Annotated in this window: 13 protein-coding genes; 8 read left to right on the forward strand and 5 right to left on the reverse strand. The window is 65.9% G+C overall.

Going from position 1 to position 14,387, the window contains the following annotated elements; genetic code table 11:
- Positions 1-839: 839 nt before the first annotated feature.
- Positions 840-2,348, forward strand: a complete 1,509-nt coding sequence (locus UNPF46_RS20100; RefSeq protein ID WP_100175664.1) for a replicative DNA helicase — start codon at positions 840-842, stop codon at positions 2,346-2,348.
- A gap of 46 nt (positions 2,349-2,394) precedes the next feature.
- On the forward strand, positions 2,395-3,672 hold the full coding sequence (gene alr, locus UNPF46_RS20105; RefSeq protein WP_181770028.1) for an alanine racemase: 1,278 nt from the start codon (positions 2,395-2,397) through the stop codon (positions 3,670-3,672).
- Between the two features lie 139 nt (positions 3,673-3,811).
- Here alr and UNPF46_RS20110 read toward each other — a convergent pair whose 3' ends face one another.
- Positions 3,812-4,033 (reverse strand): cysteine rich repeat-containing protein, encoded by a 222-nt coding sequence (locus tag UNPF46_RS20110; RefSeq protein WP_100175662.1) that lies wholly within the window; start codon positions 4,031-4,033, stop codon positions 3,812-3,814.
- A gap of 40 nt (positions 4,034-4,073) precedes the next feature.
- On the opposite strand from UNPF46_RS20110, the gene UNPF46_RS20115 reads away from it, so the two are divergent.
- Positions 4,074-4,844 (forward strand): exodeoxyribonuclease III, encoded by a 771-nt coding sequence (locus tag UNPF46_RS20115; RefSeq protein ID WP_142251158.1) that lies wholly within the window; start codon positions 4,074-4,076, stop codon positions 4,842-4,844.
- 73 nt (positions 4,845-4,917) lie between these two features.
- Here the strand turns inward: UNPF46_RS20115 and UNPF46_RS20120 are convergent, their stop codons facing one another.
- Both UNPF46_RS20120 and UNPF46_RS20125 read right to left on the reverse strand, forming a co-directional pair.
- Entirely contained in the window at positions 4,918-5,286 is a 369-nt protein-coding gene (locus UNPF46_RS20120) for a GFA family protein (protein ID WP_142251159.1), read from the reverse strand.
- 75 nt (positions 5,287-5,361) lie between these two features.
- Positions 5,362-5,679, reverse strand: a complete 318-nt coding sequence (locus tag UNPF46_RS20125) for a hypothetical protein (RefSeq protein WP_097665933.1) — start codon at positions 5,677-5,679, stop codon at positions 5,362-5,364.
- Between the two features lie 183 nt (positions 5,680-5,862).
- Between UNPF46_RS20125 and UNPF46_RS20130 the strand changes: the two genes are divergently transcribed.
- Positions 5,863-6,153, forward strand: coding sequence for an RpiB/LacA/LacB family sugar-phosphate isomerase (locus UNPF46_RS20130; RefSeq protein ID WP_142251160.1), 291 nt, complete (start codon positions 5,863-5,865; stop codon positions 6,151-6,153).
- 142 nt (positions 6,154-6,295) lie between these two features.
- Positions 6,296-7,021, forward strand: a complete 726-nt coding sequence (locus tag UNPF46_RS20135; protein ID WP_142251161.1) for a sulfite exporter TauE/SafE family protein — start codon at positions 6,296-6,298, stop codon at positions 7,019-7,021.
- A gap of 10 nt (positions 7,022-7,031) precedes the next feature.
- Here the strand turns inward: UNPF46_RS20135 and UNPF46_RS20140 are convergent, their stop codons facing one another.
- Together UNPF46_RS20140 and UNPF46_RS20145 are read right to left on the reverse strand one after the other, a co-directional pair.
- Entirely contained in the window at positions 7,032-9,077 is a 2,046-nt protein-coding gene (locus UNPF46_RS20140) for a putative bifunctional diguanylate cyclase/phosphodiesterase (RefSeq protein ID WP_246668696.1), read from the reverse strand.
- Between the two features lie 17 nt (positions 9,078-9,094).
- The gene (locus tag UNPF46_RS20145; RefSeq protein WP_142251163.1) at positions 9,095-10,255 is read right to left on the reverse strand and encodes an ABC transporter substrate-binding protein; all 1,161 of its coding nucleotides are present in this window, start codon (positions 10,253-10,255) and stop codon (positions 9,095-9,097) included.
- 195 nt (positions 10,256-10,450) lie between these two features.
- On the opposite strand from UNPF46_RS20145, the gene radA reads away from it, so the two are divergent.
- The 3 genes from radA (at position 10,451) to purF (ending at position 14,244) form a co-directional block, all read left to right on the forward strand.
- The gene (gene radA / locus UNPF46_RS20150; RefSeq protein WP_142251164.1) at positions 10,451-11,896 is read left to right on the forward strand and encodes a DNA repair protein RadA; all 1,446 of its coding nucleotides are present in this window, start codon (positions 10,451-10,453) and stop codon (positions 11,894-11,896) included.
- Positions 11,897-12,063: 167 nt separating this feature from the next.
- Positions 12,064-12,693 carry a CvpA family protein gene (locus UNPF46_RS20155; RefSeq protein ID WP_097665957.1) on the forward strand — a complete coding sequence of 210 codons (630 nt, stop codon included), beginning with the start codon at positions 12,064-12,066 and terminating at the stop codon, positions 12,691-12,693.
- A 27-nt stretch (positions 12,694-12,720) separates the two neighbouring features.
- Positions 12,721-14,244: an amidophosphoribosyltransferase gene (gene purF, locus UNPF46_RS20160; RefSeq protein WP_097665958.1), complete on the forward strand. Its 1,524-nt coding sequence runs from the start codon at positions 12,721-12,723 to the stop codon at positions 14,242-14,244.
- The last annotated feature ends 143 nt before the right edge of the window (positions 14,245-14,387 follow it).

Raw genomic sequence — 14,387 nt, forward strand, 5'->3', positions numbered from 1 at the left:
GCCGCTCCGACATCAAACTTCCGACCAAGGTCCAACCCAAACGCCAATCAGCAACGAATTTGCCGGTTTTTCAGCAGACTGCTAGTGGCGCAGGGTCGAAATTGGGGAGGAGCGGAAAAGGGCCGTTAACGCCAGTTGCGCCCGGAGCTCCACCAGGATTTCCGGCGCGACGGGCTGGCGACGCACTTCGGGCCGCTCAGCGTGCTCCATGGCCGCAAGCAGCCCCGACAGCCAAAGCCGGCTACCTGCCTCGCTTCGCCAATTCTGGTGCTGCCGTTCTGGCCGCATCGCTTGCCTCGCTCCCTGTTGCCGGACGCGGGAGACAATCCCCGGCACGGCCGCCTGTTCCGCTCATACCCCCGAAAGAATCCGGGGAGATGTGATCCACTTCACATAAGTCTGGTCGGACCTGTCCTAGACCGTCGCCATGAGCAAAGAGACCCAAACCTCATTTGACGTGCAGGACGACCTCCGCACCGATTTTGCCCTGATCGTCACCGGCGTCGGGGCGGCTCTGGTTGCGCTGGTCTATCTCCTGCTGGTCTGAAGCGAGCCGAAGGCTCCCGGCGCGTGCCTTTTTGGCGCGCTTTTCGATACGTCTGCGCGCCAATTCATTAGGTTCAGGGTTTCGGGATATTTCCGTGGCGTGGTCGCGGCCGCTTTTGGCGCCGCGCAGGTTCCGCAAAAATCCGTCAAGCGCGGCGCGTGCTGCGGCTGCTAATCATCCACCGCTTTTAAGATCGGTTGATAGCGGCCAGCTTTTGCTTCCGCTTTGGTCTGCGGCGGCGCTTTATCCCGGCCCCGCATCCGCCCAAGAAAATTGCTAAGCACGTCCGACCATGGCCCTGACTGATTCGAACGTCCTCAAACTCGCGCCCGATGCCGGAACTCCCGCCTATCGGAGCGCTCCGCATAACATCGAGGCGGAGCAGAGCCTCCTGGGCGCGATTCTGGTCAACAACGATGCCTTTTACCGCGTCTCCGACTTCCTGGAGGCGAAGCATTTCTTCGAGCCGCTGCACCAGACCATCTTCGAGACCGCCGGCAGCCTGATCCGGATGGGCAAGATCGCAACGCCCGTCACCCTGAAGACCTTCCTGCCCGCCGACACCGATGTCGGCGGCATGACCATCGGGCAGTATCTTGCGCGGCTCGCCGCCGAAGCGACCACCATCATCAACGCGCAGGACTACGGGCGCACCGTCTACGACCTGTCGCTGCGGCGCGACCTGATCGGCATCGGCGAGGACATGGTCAATGTCGCCTATGACGCACCGGTCGACTTCCAGCCGCGGGCGCAGATCGAGGACGCCGAGCGAAAGCTTTATGAGCTCGCCGAGTCTGGCCGCTATGACGGCGGCTTCCAGAAATTCTCGCAGGCGCTGGCGGTCGCGGTCGATCTCGCGGCCAAGGCGTTCCAGCGCGACGGAAAGCTGTCGGGCATCTCGACGGGCATGCGCGACCTCGATACCAAGATGGGCGGCCTGCAGCACTCCGACCTCATCATCGTCGCGGGCCGTCCCGGCATGGGCAAGACCTCGCTTGCGACCAACATCGCCTACAATGTCGCACGCGCCTACGTCCCGGAACTCCAGGCCGACGGCACCACGAGGGCCGCCAATGGCGGCGTGATCGGCTTCTTCTCCTGCGAAATGTCGGCCGACCAGCTCGCCACGCGTATCGTGGCCGAGCGCACCGGCGTTCCCTCCTCCCACATCCGCCGCGGCGGCATCTCGGAGGCCGATTTCGAGAAGATCCGGGAGGTCTCGATCGAGCTGCAATCCCTGCCCTTCTATGTCGACGCCACCGGTGGCCTGTCGATCGCGCAGCTGATGGCGCGCGCGCGCCGGCTGAAGCGCCAGAAGGGCCTCGACCTGCTGGTGATCGACTACATCCAGCTACTCTCGGGCTCGGGCAAGCGAAGCGATAACCGCGTGCAGGAGATCACGGAGATCACGACCAGCCTGAAGGCGCTGGCGAAGGAACTCAACGTTCCCGTGATCGCGCTGTCCCAGCTCTCGCGCCAGGTCGAATCCCGCGACGACAAGCGGCCGCAGCTCTCCGACTTGCGTGAATCCGGATCGATCGAGCAGGACGCCGACGTCGTGCTGTTCGTGTACCGCGAGGAATATTACCTCGCGATGAAGGAGCCCCGCCCGGGCACGCCCGAACACGAGAAGTGGCAGCTTGACATGAGCCTTGCGCACGGAAAGGCAGAGGTCATCATCGGCAAGCAGCGCCACGGCCCGACCGGCACCGTCGATCTGGCGTTCGAAGCTTCGGTCACGCGGTTCGGCGACCTCGCGCCTGACGCTCAGCTGCCGGCTCGCAGCGGCAACGACTACTGAGTTCCTTGAACCGAGCCTGCCTCTTGCGTAAAACGACGCCATGACAATGGCGTCCGACCCGAAAACGATCTCGCAATCCGGCCTTCTCTCCGCGGAAGCCAATCAGGCTGCCGCGCTCGCTGCCTATGGCGGCGTGCTGACCGTCGATCTCGACGCCATCATCGCCAACTGGCGCAAGCTCGAGAAGACGGCGGTGCCGGCCGAGTGCTCGGCGGTGATCAAGGCCGACGCCTATGGCTGCGGCGCCGAGCAGGTCGCGCGTGCCCTGAGCAAGGCCGGCTGCAAGACCTTCTTCGTCGCCACCATCGAGGAAGCGCGCAAGGTGCGCGCGGCCGTCCCGGAGCCCACGATCTACGTGCTCGGCGGCTATTTCCAGAACACCGGCGAGCACTACGCCAAGATCAATTGCCGTCCTGTCATCGGCGACCTCAACGAGCTCGCCGAATGGGACGTGTTCTGCCGCCGCACCGGCTGGACCGGAGGCGCGGCTATTCACATCGACACCGGCATGAACCGGCTGGGCCTCACGCTTTCGGAGGCGCAGGCCATCATTCCCCGCATCAACGCCGGCGATCACGGCATCACGCTGGTGATGAGCCATCTGGTCTCGGCCGAGCAGCTCAACAGCCCGGTCAATGCGAAGCAGCTCGCGGCCTTCCGCGGCATCGCCAGCGAGTTCTCCGGCGTGCCGGCGGCGCTCGCCAATTCCTCCGGCATCTTCCTGGGGGCGCCGTTCCAGTTCGACCTGGTGCGGCCGGGGGCTGCGCTCTACGGCGTCAACCCGACGCCGGAGGCAGACAATCCGATGCAGCCGGTGGTGGACCTCAAGGCACGCATCGTGCAGATCCGCAACGTCGAACGCGGCGAGAGCGTCGGTTATGGCGGCACATGGACTGCGCGGCGGCCGACCAAGCTCGCCATCATCGCGGTCGGCTATGCCGACGGCTATTTCCGCGCCGCCAGCTCCAATGACGGCACCCGCGGCGCCGAGGTGATCGTCGCCGGCAAGCGTTGCCCGGTCGCGGGCCGAATCTCCATGGATCTGATCGCGATCGACATCACCGATCTGCCGCCGAATGCGGTGCGGCGCGGCCATATGGTGACGCTGCTCGGCGAGGGCATCACCGTCGACGAGCTCGCGCATCATTTTGGCACCATCGGCTATGAGGTGCTGACCAGCCTCGGCCACCGCTACGCCCGCATCTACAAGGGCGGCAATGTCGAGGAATCGCTGGCGAAGCCGGAGCCCGCGCCGAACGCCGCGCAGCCGCCCTCGCCGCCGCCGATCGAGCAGCCCACGGCCCCGCCGCCGCTACCGGGCTGAGTTCTCGTGCCCCCGGGCGCAGCGCCGCGTGACTTCGACGGTGCGCTGCTGGGCCCGGGCCCATCTCTCAACATCGGACCGTGCGGCCCTCTGGGTCCCGGCTCGCGCTGCGCGCGTCCGGGACACGAGGCCGGTTCGCTTACTTCTTCTTCCTGTTGTCCAGCGCCGACTTGCAGGTGGCGCTGAGCTGGTCGTGCTTCTCGCTGAGGCAGGCGACGATGCGACCGCCGCCCGGCGCGATGCCGGCGCAGAATTTGTCATAATCTGCCTTGCAGGCGCCGCGCGGGTCGGAGGATTGTGCCGACGCGAGCCCGGAGAGCGCGACGGCGACGACGATGGCGGCAAAGTTCAACTTGGACATGATGTCTCCGGTATGGGGCGGCAGCAGCCGGTAGCTCTACATGAAGATCGCGACATTCAACATCAACAACATCAACCGCCGCCTGCCCAATCTCTTGGCATGGCTGCGCGCGGCGAAACCCGATGTCGTCGCACTTCAGGAGTTGAAGGCAAGTGATGGCGAATTTCCGGCGGCCGCGATCGAAAAGGCCGGCTATGGCGCGGTGTGGCACGGACAAAGAACCTGGAACGGGGTCGCCATCCTCGCCCGCAAGGCCGAGCCCATTCTCACCCGCGACCGCTTGCCGGGAAGACCCGGCGATCACGAAGCCCGCTATATCGAGGCCGCCGTACGCGGCATCATCGTCACCAGCATCTATCTGCCGAACGGCAATCCGCAGCCGGGTCCGAAATTCGACGCCAAGCTCGACTGGTTCGCACGCCTCAAGCGCCACGCCAAGACCTTCATCAAGCAGGATCTGCCCGTCGTGCTCGCCGGCGACTACAACGTCGCGCCCACGGAGATCGACATCTATCCGACGCGCTCATGGGACAAGGATGCGTTGATCCAGCCGAAGAGCCGCGCGGCGTATGCCTCGCTGGTCGAGCAAGGCTGGTGCGACGCGATCCGCGCATTGCATCCGGACAAGCGCATCTACACGTTCTGGGACTACAAGCGGAACCGGTGGCCGCGCGATGCGGGCCTGCGGCTCGATCATCTCCTGCTCAGCCCTGCCATCGCCCCGCGCCTCGCCAAGGCCGGCGTCGACAGACACGTCCGCGGCGAGGATGGCGCCTCCGATCACGCGCCGGCATGGGTGGTGTTGCGGTGACGGCCTGGCCCCATCAGGGTCGAATCATGGACACGCTACGCCTTGCCCCTACAAGAGCAGCGAGAGCGTCGGCTCACCACAAATTCTTGCCGTCGATCATGTTCACCGGCACCGCATCGAGATCGAAATCATCGAACAGGCGCGCGTTCACCGCGACCTTGGGATTGTCGAAATCGGGTTTGCCGGTCGACCAGTCCGGCGATTCCGAATAGGTGCCGCAGCCGCACGTCGCGCAGAAATGGTGTTTGACCGTGCGGCTTCCCCAGAGATAGGTCGCGACATTCTCCGGTGGCGACAGCAGCCGAAACTGCGCCGGCGTGTAATAGGCCCACAACGCGCCGCGCTTGGCGCAGAGCGAACAGGTGCAGCGCGTCACGCTCGAAGGCGCCTCCGTCACCTCGAACACCGTCTCACCGCAATGACAGCTTGCCTCGATCGGCATGACCCGCTCTCCCCGTTTGTCAGGAGAATGGTCGTAGCCGGCCCCTGCTGCCAACATGCTGTCAGCAGCGCAACCTTAGGGAACTTCGTTCGCGGAGAGCCGCTTGGCATTGGCGGCGACGTGCTCCCGATAGCGCTGGACGATGGCTGCCGGCGTTGCCCCGGCAAGCAGGCTCACGGTTGCCTCGAACGCCGCGGCGATCTTCTCGCTGACCATCAGCACAGCTTCCCGCCCGGCCGCTTCGTCGCCATGGCTGAGCTTCTCGCAGCGCAGCCGCACCACCTCGCCCGCCTCCAGCGCCAGCATTGTGCCGGCAACCCAGGGAAAGCCGTTGTCGGACCCGCTGAGCACTGCGTGGCGGTCGAGGGCGGAGAATGAATGGTGGTCGGGCATTGCGAGCCTCAAATTCTTTGAGCGGACGCTCCGATCAATACGCGTCAAATTCTAAGGATCAGGCCGGGGAACCGGTTGGATTGGGCACCCCTGCAACATCAGCCGTTAACCAAGGCCCTTGACGCGATCTGCGCGGCCGACCGCGAATGAAGCCGTGACGGCCGTGCGCGGCTGTCACGGTCAATGCAAGATCAGGAAGAACATTCCACGGGTCTCGTCATCGGATCCGACCACGCCGGCTGGCTGCTCGAGCAGACCGTGATCGACCACATCCGCAAGCTCGGCCACGACGTCCATTCGGCCGATCAGTGCGTCGGGCATGACGACGTCAACGTCATGTGCATCGGTGCGCAGATCGCCGGCGCCTGGCTCGCCGTCGATCTCGTGTCCTCGTACCTCTCCGCTGAATTCTACACCGACGAAGACTTCCGCCGCCGGGTGGAGAAACCGCGCGTCATGGACGAGCAAGGCTGACGGCGCGCTGCTGCTCTTCTTCCGTCACTGCGAGGAGCGAAGCGACGAAGCAATCCAGAAATGCATCCGCGGAGAATATCTGGATTGCGTCGCTGCGCTCGCGATGACGGTGCTAGACTGCTGCGATTCCCGGAGCGTCCCCTTGGCCTTCCTGTTCGTCCTCGCCGTCGGCCTCGTCGCCGGCACCATCTCAGGCATCGTCGGCACCGGCTCGTCGATCATGCTGATGCCGGTGCTGGTCTATGCCTATGGGCCGAAGGAAGCGGTGCCGATCATGGCGGTGGCGTCCGTGATGGCGAATTTCTCGCGCATCCTGGCCTGGTGGCGCGAGGTCGACTGGCGGGCCTGCGCGGCCTATTCGGTTACGGGGATTCCGGCCGCAGTGCTGGGCGCGCGCACGCTGCTGGCGTTGCCTTCGCATGCCGTCGATCTCGCCATCGGCGTCTTCCTGATCGCGATGGTGCCGGTGCGGCACTGGCTGGCGCGGCACGACCTCAAGGCCAATCTCTGGCATCTGGCCATCGGCGGCGCGGTGATCGGCTATCTCACCGGCATCGTGGTCTCGACCGGTCCGCTCAGCGTGCCGCTGTTCCTGTTCTACGGTCTGTCCAAGGGCGCCTTCCTCGCCACCGAGGCCGCAAGCTCGCTCGGCCTCTATTTCGCGAAGTCCGTCACCTTCGAACGTTTCGGCGCGTTGACCGGCGAGGTCTTCATGAAGGGCCTGATCGCGGGTGCCTCGCTGATGTCGGGCGCGTTCATCGCAAAACGCTTCGTGCTGCACCTGAAGCCGGACGTGTTCCGCCTGCTGATGGACGCGATCATGATCGCCGCCGGGCTCTCGATGCTGTGGAACGCGACGCAGCCATAAGCCGCCGCGATCAGGCGAATTCGGGTGCGATCGGCGGGCTGTCGGCGAGGACGCGGGTCTCGGCCGTCGGCCGCTTCTCGAGCCCCTGCAGCACGGCATCGAGCGGCTGCGGCCGCTGATAGAAATAGCCCTGCCCGAACCTCACGCCCATCTCGCGCATGGCCTCGGCCTGTTCGGCGCGCTCGATGCCCTCGGCGACCAGCGTGAGCCCGAGCGTGCCCGCGAGCGATGCGATCACGCCGACGATCGCCTTGTCTTCCGCGCTGTCGGGGATTTCGCTGATGAACGCCTTGTCGATCTTGACCTTGTCGAGCGGGAAGCGCCTGAGATGCGCCAGCGAGCTGTAGCCGGTGCCGAAATCGTCGAGCGCGATCGTGGCCCCCAGGCGCCGCAGACGATGCAAGGTCTCGGAGGCGCTGGCGATGTTGTTGATCAGTGAGCCCTCGGTGATCTCGAGCTCCAGCAGCGACGCGGGCACATCGAAGCGCGCGCAAGTCGCGCGCAGCTCCGCGGCGAGCGAATGATCGGCGAGCTCGGAGGGCGGCAGATTGATCGCGATCCGGATCTGCGGCCTGCCGGCAGCCGCCAGGCGTTGCAGCGCCCAGCAGGCATCGGTGAGCACGTAGCGGGTCAGCCGAGCATTGTTGCCGCTGCGCTCGATCAGCGGCAGGAATTCGGCCGGACCGATCACGCCATGGTCGGGATGGCGCCAGCGGATCAACGCTTCCAGGCCGACGATCTCCTGGCTTTCGAGGTCGACCTGGCTCTGGTACCAGACCTCGAACTGCCCCTCGGCAAAGCCCGCGGGAATCGCGAGCTCGAGATCCCTGTGGCGGCGATAGTCGCGCTGCAGCGCCTCGTCCAGCACGGCGACCGTGCCGGGCGCCTTGCTCTTGGCATGATAGAGCGCGATGTCGGCGAGCGTCGGCAGATGCGACAGCTCCGGATCGTCGGCGCGGCGCACGGCAAGGCCGATGCTGGCACGCGGCACGACCTGCTTGTCATGAAGCCGGATCGGCTCGGAAATGGCGGCAAGCACCTGCTGGGCGAAGGCATGCGCCGAGGCTTCGTTGCAGACCTCGGGGCGGATGACGACGAATTCGTCGCCGCCGAGCCGGGCGACCCAATCCTCGGCCTCGACCGAGGTGCGAAGACGCCGGGAAATCTGCACGAGGAATTCGTCGCCGGCCTCGTGTCCGAAGGTGTCGTTGATGCCCTTGAAATCGTCGAGATCGATGAAGCAGAACGCGACCAGCGCGTCCGGCCTGCCTCCACCGCGGCTCGCCACGGCCAGCCGCTCCGTCAGGGAGCGCCGGTTGGGCAGCCCCGTGAGCGGATCGTGCCCGGCCATGTGCCCGAGCCGGTCGAGCGCACCCGATGTCGTGTCCTGCATGGCGTTGAAGGCGCGCGCGAGCTGGCCGAATTCGTTGGAGGATTTGACGTCCGCCGGATAGGCCCGGCCGTCCTGCTTGCTGCGCTGGATCGCCGACATCATGGCCGCCAGCGGCCTGCCGATGAAGATATTGGCGGAGATCCGCATGGCGATCAGGGTCGCGAACGTTGCGAGCAGGCCGACCACCAGCAGCAGCACCAGCCGGCTGCCCGCGTTCGCGTAAAGCGCCGCGTGGGAATAGGCGATCGTGATGCGGCCGGCCTGAACGGCCATGTTGCCGTTGCTGTAATGGATCGGACGCGAGACCTCCGCGATCGACGGGCCCTCCGAGCGCGCCACCACGCGGGCAATCGCAGCGCCGGTATCGTCATAGACGGCCGCTGCCGCGATGGTCTCGTCGTGCATGATCTCGTTGAGCACGCCCGTGACCTGGTCGTAGCGCATCTTCCAGAGCGGCTCGGCAATCAGCTCGGCGCGGCTCTCGGCGACGCGGGCCATGCGGGCGTCGAGCTGCCTGACCTGCGACCAGAAGCTCGAAGCCTCGACGCCGGCGGAGGCGAGCAATTGCACCAGCAGAAGAACGGGCACGGTGGCCCAGATCATGGCGCGAACGACCGGGCGCAAGCGCGGCGCGGCCGGCTCGTTGCTTGCGGGGTCGCTCATCGATTCATCCTTGCGCATCAGTCGGCGGCGCCTTCGGGAAGCGGCAGGGACGAAATCAGCGCGTCGAGGGAGAAGTCGTAGTGACCGCAGCGTCCCGGCTTCGCCCTGAACCGCGTAAAGTCGATCCGGTCGAACGCACGGGTCTTGATGAGGTCACCGACCGAGCCGAGATTCTGCCGGGTGATGGCGGAGGTCTTGACCTCGACCCGGGGTGAGACCGCCGCGAAATCGCAGCCATCGGCATAGTCGCGCAGCAGGACGATCGACCAGCCGCCGAGCAGGAAATGCCCGCCGTCGGTCAGCAGCAGACGGCCTGCCCTGATCTCGCGGAGCGCGTCCTCCGACCAGTTGAGGCCGACCAGCTGGATGTCGCGGCCGGGCACGAGGCCGGCGGCGACCACCGCGCGCAGCGCACCCAGCGCCATCGGATCGTTCCCGGCCCAGATGCCGGCGGGCCGGATCTCCTTGCGCGAGGCCCAGCCCAGATAATTCGTGGTGACCTGCTCGGCCTCCGACTGCGTCCAGTTGGCGAACAGCAGCCGGTCCACCACGACGTCGGGCGCGGCATCCACCGCCAGCTTGAGACCGGCATTGCGCGCGATCGAGGCGGGCGTGATCTCGTCGCCGCCGATGCCGAGAAGGTGGATCTTGCCATCCGGGCTCTGCCATTTCTCGGCGCGCGCCGTCGCGATCAGCGCGTTGGCCATCCGCGCGCCCGCGGTCTGAAGATCGGTCGTGATATCGCCGAGCCAGGTCTTGAGCTTCTGGCGCGGCGGTCCGAGACGTACCGCATCCTCGCCGATCAGCGTGTTCGAGAGCAGCAGCGTCTTGACGCCCGCAGCCTCGGCCGCCTCCAGGATCGGGACGGCGGCGGATTCCTCGTTCGACAGGATGAGGAAATCGGGCTTGTCGCGGCGCGCCACCACGCCGAAGCCGAGCTCCTGCATGGTGCGATAATTGCGTTCGCTAGTCAGCACCTCGACATGGGCGTCGAGCCTGCGGCCGGCGGCCTGCATGCTCTGCGCGACCATGTCCCAGAACACCTCGCCGGTCTTGCCGGGATTGATGAAGACGATCTCGAGGGGCTTCGCAGGAGGATTGGCAAGGCTCGGGCCGGCGGGCGCGAAAACGCCGCAGGCGGCGCCCACAGCGAGCAATAGTCGCAGGAATCTCGTCATTTCACTTCGCCGCCCCAGATGGTTCCAAGGTTGGACCTGCGTCCGCTAACACTTCGCAAAATCCACCCGGCCACAACGGCATAGAGCTAATGAAAGGTATATCTGCCGCGCCGAATTGAGGTATTCGAGGCGGCGGCGATCACCCTCGTCATTCCGTGCTATCAGCAAGCTGAAACCGCGACTCAAGCGTCCCCCATGGCCAAGAACACGCTTTCCTTCGTCTGCCAGAACTGCGGCGCGGCCTATAACCGCTGGCAGGGCAAGTGCGAGTCCTGCGGCGAGTGGAATACGCTCGCGGAAGAAGACAGCAGCGGCAGCGTCCCGGTCTCGATCCGCTCCAAGCGCAAGGGGCGAACGTTCGCGCTGGAGAGCCTTGCCGGCAAGAGCCCGGATGCGCCGCGACTGTCCTCAGGCATGACCGAGCTCGACCGCGTCACCGGCGGCGGCTTCGTCCGCGGCTCGGTGCTGCTGGTCGGCGGCGATCCCGGCATCGGCAAATCGACGCTGCTGACACAGGCGACCAGCATGATGGCGCGCGCCGGCCACCGCATCGTCTACATCTCCGGCGAAGAGGCGGTCGCGCAGGTGCGGCTGCGCGCCGAGCGGCTCGGCCTGTCGGATGCGCCGGTACAGCTTGCGGCCGAGACCTCGGTCGAGGACATCGTCTCGACGCTGTCGGAAGGCGCCGTCCCGCGCCTCATCGTGATCGACTCGATCCAGACCATGTGGACCGACACTGTGGAATCGGCCCCCGGCACGGTGACGCAGGTGCGCGCCTCGGCGCAGGCGCTGATCCGCTTTGCCAAGAAGACGGGCGCGGCCATCATCCTGGTCGGCCACGTCACCAAGGACGGGCAGATCGCAGGTCCCCGCGTGGTCGAGCACATGGTCGACGCGGTGCTGTCGTTCGAGGGCGAAGGCTCGCAGCAATTCCGCATCCTGCGCGCGGTGAAGAACCGCTTCGGCCCGACCGACGAGATCGGCGTGTTCGAGATGACGGGCCTGGGCCTGCGCGAGGTCACCAACCCTTCCGAGCTGTTCCTGTCCGAGCGCGATCTCGGCACGCCCGGCACCGCAGTCTTCGCGGGTATCGAGGGCACGCGGCCCGTTCTGGTCGAATTGCAGGCCCTGGTGGCGCCGACCTCGCTCGGCACGCCGCGGCGCGCGGTGGTCGGCTGGGACCCGAGCCGCCTATCGATGGTGCTGGCGGTGCTGGAAGCCCATTGCGGGGTCAAGCTGTCCGGTCACGACGTCTATCTGAATGTCGCCGGCGGCCTGCGCATCCACGAGCCAGCGGCCGACCTCGCCGCCGCGGCGGCCCTGGTGTCATCCTTGGTTAATGCGCAATTGCCGACGGATGCGGTCTATTTCGGCGAGATCTCGCTGTCCGGCGTGGTGCGCCCGGTGGCACAGACCCCGGCCCGGCTGAAGGAAGCGGCGAAACTCGGCTTTCAGCGCGCCGTGCTGCCCGAATCGGCCCGAGGCGAGACCGGTGGCGACGCAGGATTGTCGTTGAACGCGGTCAACAGCCTGACCACCTTGGTCGCCGAGATCGCCGCCCGCGGCTCCCGCCGGGGCGAATCGAATGCGCCAGCGGAGAAAAATGCCACACCGGCAAGATTCCGCCGTGGAGAGGGTTAGCCGGAGGTGACGCCGGAGGCCCCCGCCGCTATACAGCCGTCACAAAAGCAGCATGGGATTGCGTGGTTGCGGCCTTGCCGGGAACGCCGTCTGCCCCTCTTTTAGGGCAGCGGCCAAGCACCGATTCGCTAGAGCACCTTTGACGTACGAGCGGACCAGACCAGCCGATGCCAGTAACCATCCTCGACCTGATCCTGCTCGGTGTGATGCTGATCTCGGGCCTGCTCGCCATGGTCCGCGGCTTCATGCGTGAAATCCTGTCGATCGCGGCCTGGGGCGCGGCGGCGATCGTGACGCTGTACTCCTTCTCGAAACTGCTGCCGACCGCCAAGACCTATTTCAACAACGACACGGTGGCGAGCGTCGTCGTGGTCGCGGGCGTGTTCGTCGGCACCCTGGTCGTGGTCTCCGTGATCACGGTCCGGATCTCCGACATGATCCTGGATTCGCGCATCGGCGCGCTGGACCGCACCCTGGGTTTCCTGTTCGGCCTGGCTCGCGGGCTTTTGATCGTCGTGGTCGCGTTCCTGTTCTTCACCTGGCTGGTGCCGGACAAGCAGCGCCCGGACTGGGTCACGGGGGCAAAGTCCCGTGTGGTGCTCCAGGGAACCGGGGATTGGCTGATGGCCCTCTTGCCTGACGACCCCGAGAACACCATCTTGAAGAGATTCAAGAAAAACAAACCAGATGATGATCAAGCTGATTCCGAGCAGCAGCCTTCGGGCAGTGGCGACGGATACAGTAAACCTGCTCGTGACAGTTTGAAGAAACTGATCGAGAAACCTGCGGCGCGTTGATTGCCCTTAGAGAGAGGCGCGGACGAGATGCGACACCCTGACCAGGACGCCCAACTTGATCTCGATCCAAACGCCGGCCCAGGTCCGGCCGCGCTAGAGGTTCAGGACGATCTGGAGGGGGATACGCTGCGCGAGGAATGCGGCGTCTTCGGCATCTACGGCCATCCTGATGCTGCCGCCATCACCGCGCTCGGTCTGCATGCCCTTCAACACCGAGGCCAGGAAGCCGCCGGCATCGTCTCCTATGACGGCAGCCGCTTTCACAGCGAACGCCGGCTCGGCCTCGTCGGCGACACCTTCTCCCGCCGCGAGGTGATCGACCGCCTGCCCGGCAACATGGCCGTCGGCCATGTCCGCTATTCCACCACCGGCGCCACCATCCTGCGCAACGTGCAGCCACTGTTCGCCGAGCTCAATGCCGGCGGCCTCGCGGTCGCCCACAACGGCAACCTCACCAACGGCCTGACGCTGCGCCGCGAGCTCGTGAAGAGCGGTGCGATGATGCAGTCGACCACCGACACCGAGGTGATCCTGCATCTGGTCGCGCGCTCCCGGCGCAGCCGCTTCATCGAGCGCTATATCGACGCGCTGCGTGAGATCGAGGGCGCCTATGCCCTGGTCTCGCTGACCAACAAGAAGCTGGTCGGCGCGCGCGATCCGCGCGGCATCCGTCCCCTCGTGCTCGGCGAGCTCGATGGCTGCCCGATCCTGACGTCGGAGACCTGCGCCCTCGACATCATCGGCGCGCGCTTCATCCGCGACATCGAGCCCGGTGAAGTCATCGTGTTCGACGAGCACGGCCAGGACATCCACAAGCCGTTCCCGCCGATGGCGCCGCGCCCCTGCATCTTCGAATACATCTATTTCGCGCGTCCCGATTCCGTGGTGCATGGCCGCTCGGTCTACGAGGTCCGCAAGGCCTTCGGTGCCCAGCTCGCGCGCGAGAGCCACGTGCCGATCGACGTCGTGGTGCCGGTGCCGGATTCCGGCGTGCCCGCCGCGGTCGGCTACAGCCAGCATTCCGGCGTGCCGTTCGAGCTCGGCATCATCCGCAACCACTATGTCGGCCGCACCTTCATCCAGCCGACGCAGGCGATCCGCGAATCCGGCGTGCGCATGAAGCACTCGGCCAACCGCGCCGCGATCGAAGGCAAGCGCATCATCCTGATCGACGACTCGCTGGTGCGCGGCACGACCTCCAAGAAGATCGTGCGCATGATGCGCGATGCCGGCGCCAAGGAAGTACACTTCCGCCTCGCTTCGCCCCCGATCCTCTATCCCGATTATTACGGCATCGACCTGCCCGATCGTGGCGGTCTTCTGGCGGCGACGCACTCGCTGGAAGAAATGCGCGAGATCATCGGCGCCGACTCGCTCGCCTTCCTGTCGATCGACGGCATGTACCGCGCCATGGGCGAGCCCGGCCGCGACCCCGCCAATCCGAAATTCTCGGATCACTGCTTCACCGGGGCCTATCCGACCCACCTCACCGACCAGACCCAGACCGAGCAGCAGCCGCGGCAATTGTCGCTGCTGGCGGAGGCGAGCTGACCTTGAGTTGTCATTCCGGGGCGCGCGCAGCGCGAACCCGGAATCTCGACATGGTTTAGTCACCTCTGGATTCCGGGTTCGATGCTTCGCATCGCCCCGGAATCCGGAATGACGGCGTGATGGGACTTGTCCCGGCCATCCAC

It is taken from the genome of Bradyrhizobium sp. UNPF46, assembly GCF_006658625.1.
GTDB classification, from domain to species: Bacteria; Pseudomonadota; Alphaproteobacteria; order Rhizobiales; family Xanthobacteraceae; genus Bradyrhizobium; species Bradyrhizobium nitroreducens.

Coding starts and splice junctions, on each gene's coding strand:
- UNPF46_RS20100 (WP_100175664.1), top strand. CDS start 840: ATGGCCCTGACTGATTCGAACGTCCTCAAACTCGCGCCCGATGCCGGA.
- alr (WP_181770028.1), top strand. CDS start 2,395: ATGGCGTCCGACCCGAAAACGATCTCGCAATCCGGCCTTCTCTCCGCG.
- UNPF46_RS20110 (WP_100175662.1), bottom strand. CDS start 4,033: ATGTCCAAGTTGAACTTTGCCGCCATCGTCGTCGCCGTCGCGCTCTCC.
- UNPF46_RS20115 (WP_142251158.1), top strand. CDS start 4,074: ATGAAGATCGCGACATTCAACATCAACAACATCAACCGCCGCCTGCCC.
- UNPF46_RS20120 (WP_142251159.1), bottom strand. CDS start 5,286: ATGCCGATCGAGGCAAGCTGTCATTGCGGTGAGACGGTGTTCGAGGTG.
- UNPF46_RS20125 (WP_097665933.1), bottom strand. CDS start 5,679: ATGCCCGACCACCATTCATTCTCCGCCCTCGACCGCCACGCAGTGCTC.
- UNPF46_RS20130 (WP_142251160.1), top strand. CDS start 5,863: ATGCAAGATCAGGAAGAACATTCCACGGGTCTCGTCATCGGATCCGAC.
- UNPF46_RS20140 (WP_246668696.1), bottom strand. CDS start 9,077: ATGAGCGACCCCGCAAGCAACGAGCCGGCCGCGCCGCGCTTGCGCCCG.
- UNPF46_RS20145 (WP_142251163.1), bottom strand. CDS start 10,255: ATGACGAGATTCCTGCGACTATTGCTCGCTGTGGGCGCCGCCTGCGGC.
- radA (WP_142251164.1), top strand. CDS start 10,451: ATGGCCAAGAACACGCTTTCCTTCGTCTGCCAGAACTGCGGCGCGGCC.
- UNPF46_RS20155 (WP_097665957.1), top strand. CDS start 12,064: ATGCCAGTAACCATCCTCGACCTGATCCTGCTCGGTGTGATGCTGATC.
- purF (WP_097665958.1), top strand. CDS start 12,721: ATGCGACACCCTGACCAGGACGCCCAACTTGATCTCGATCCAAACGCC.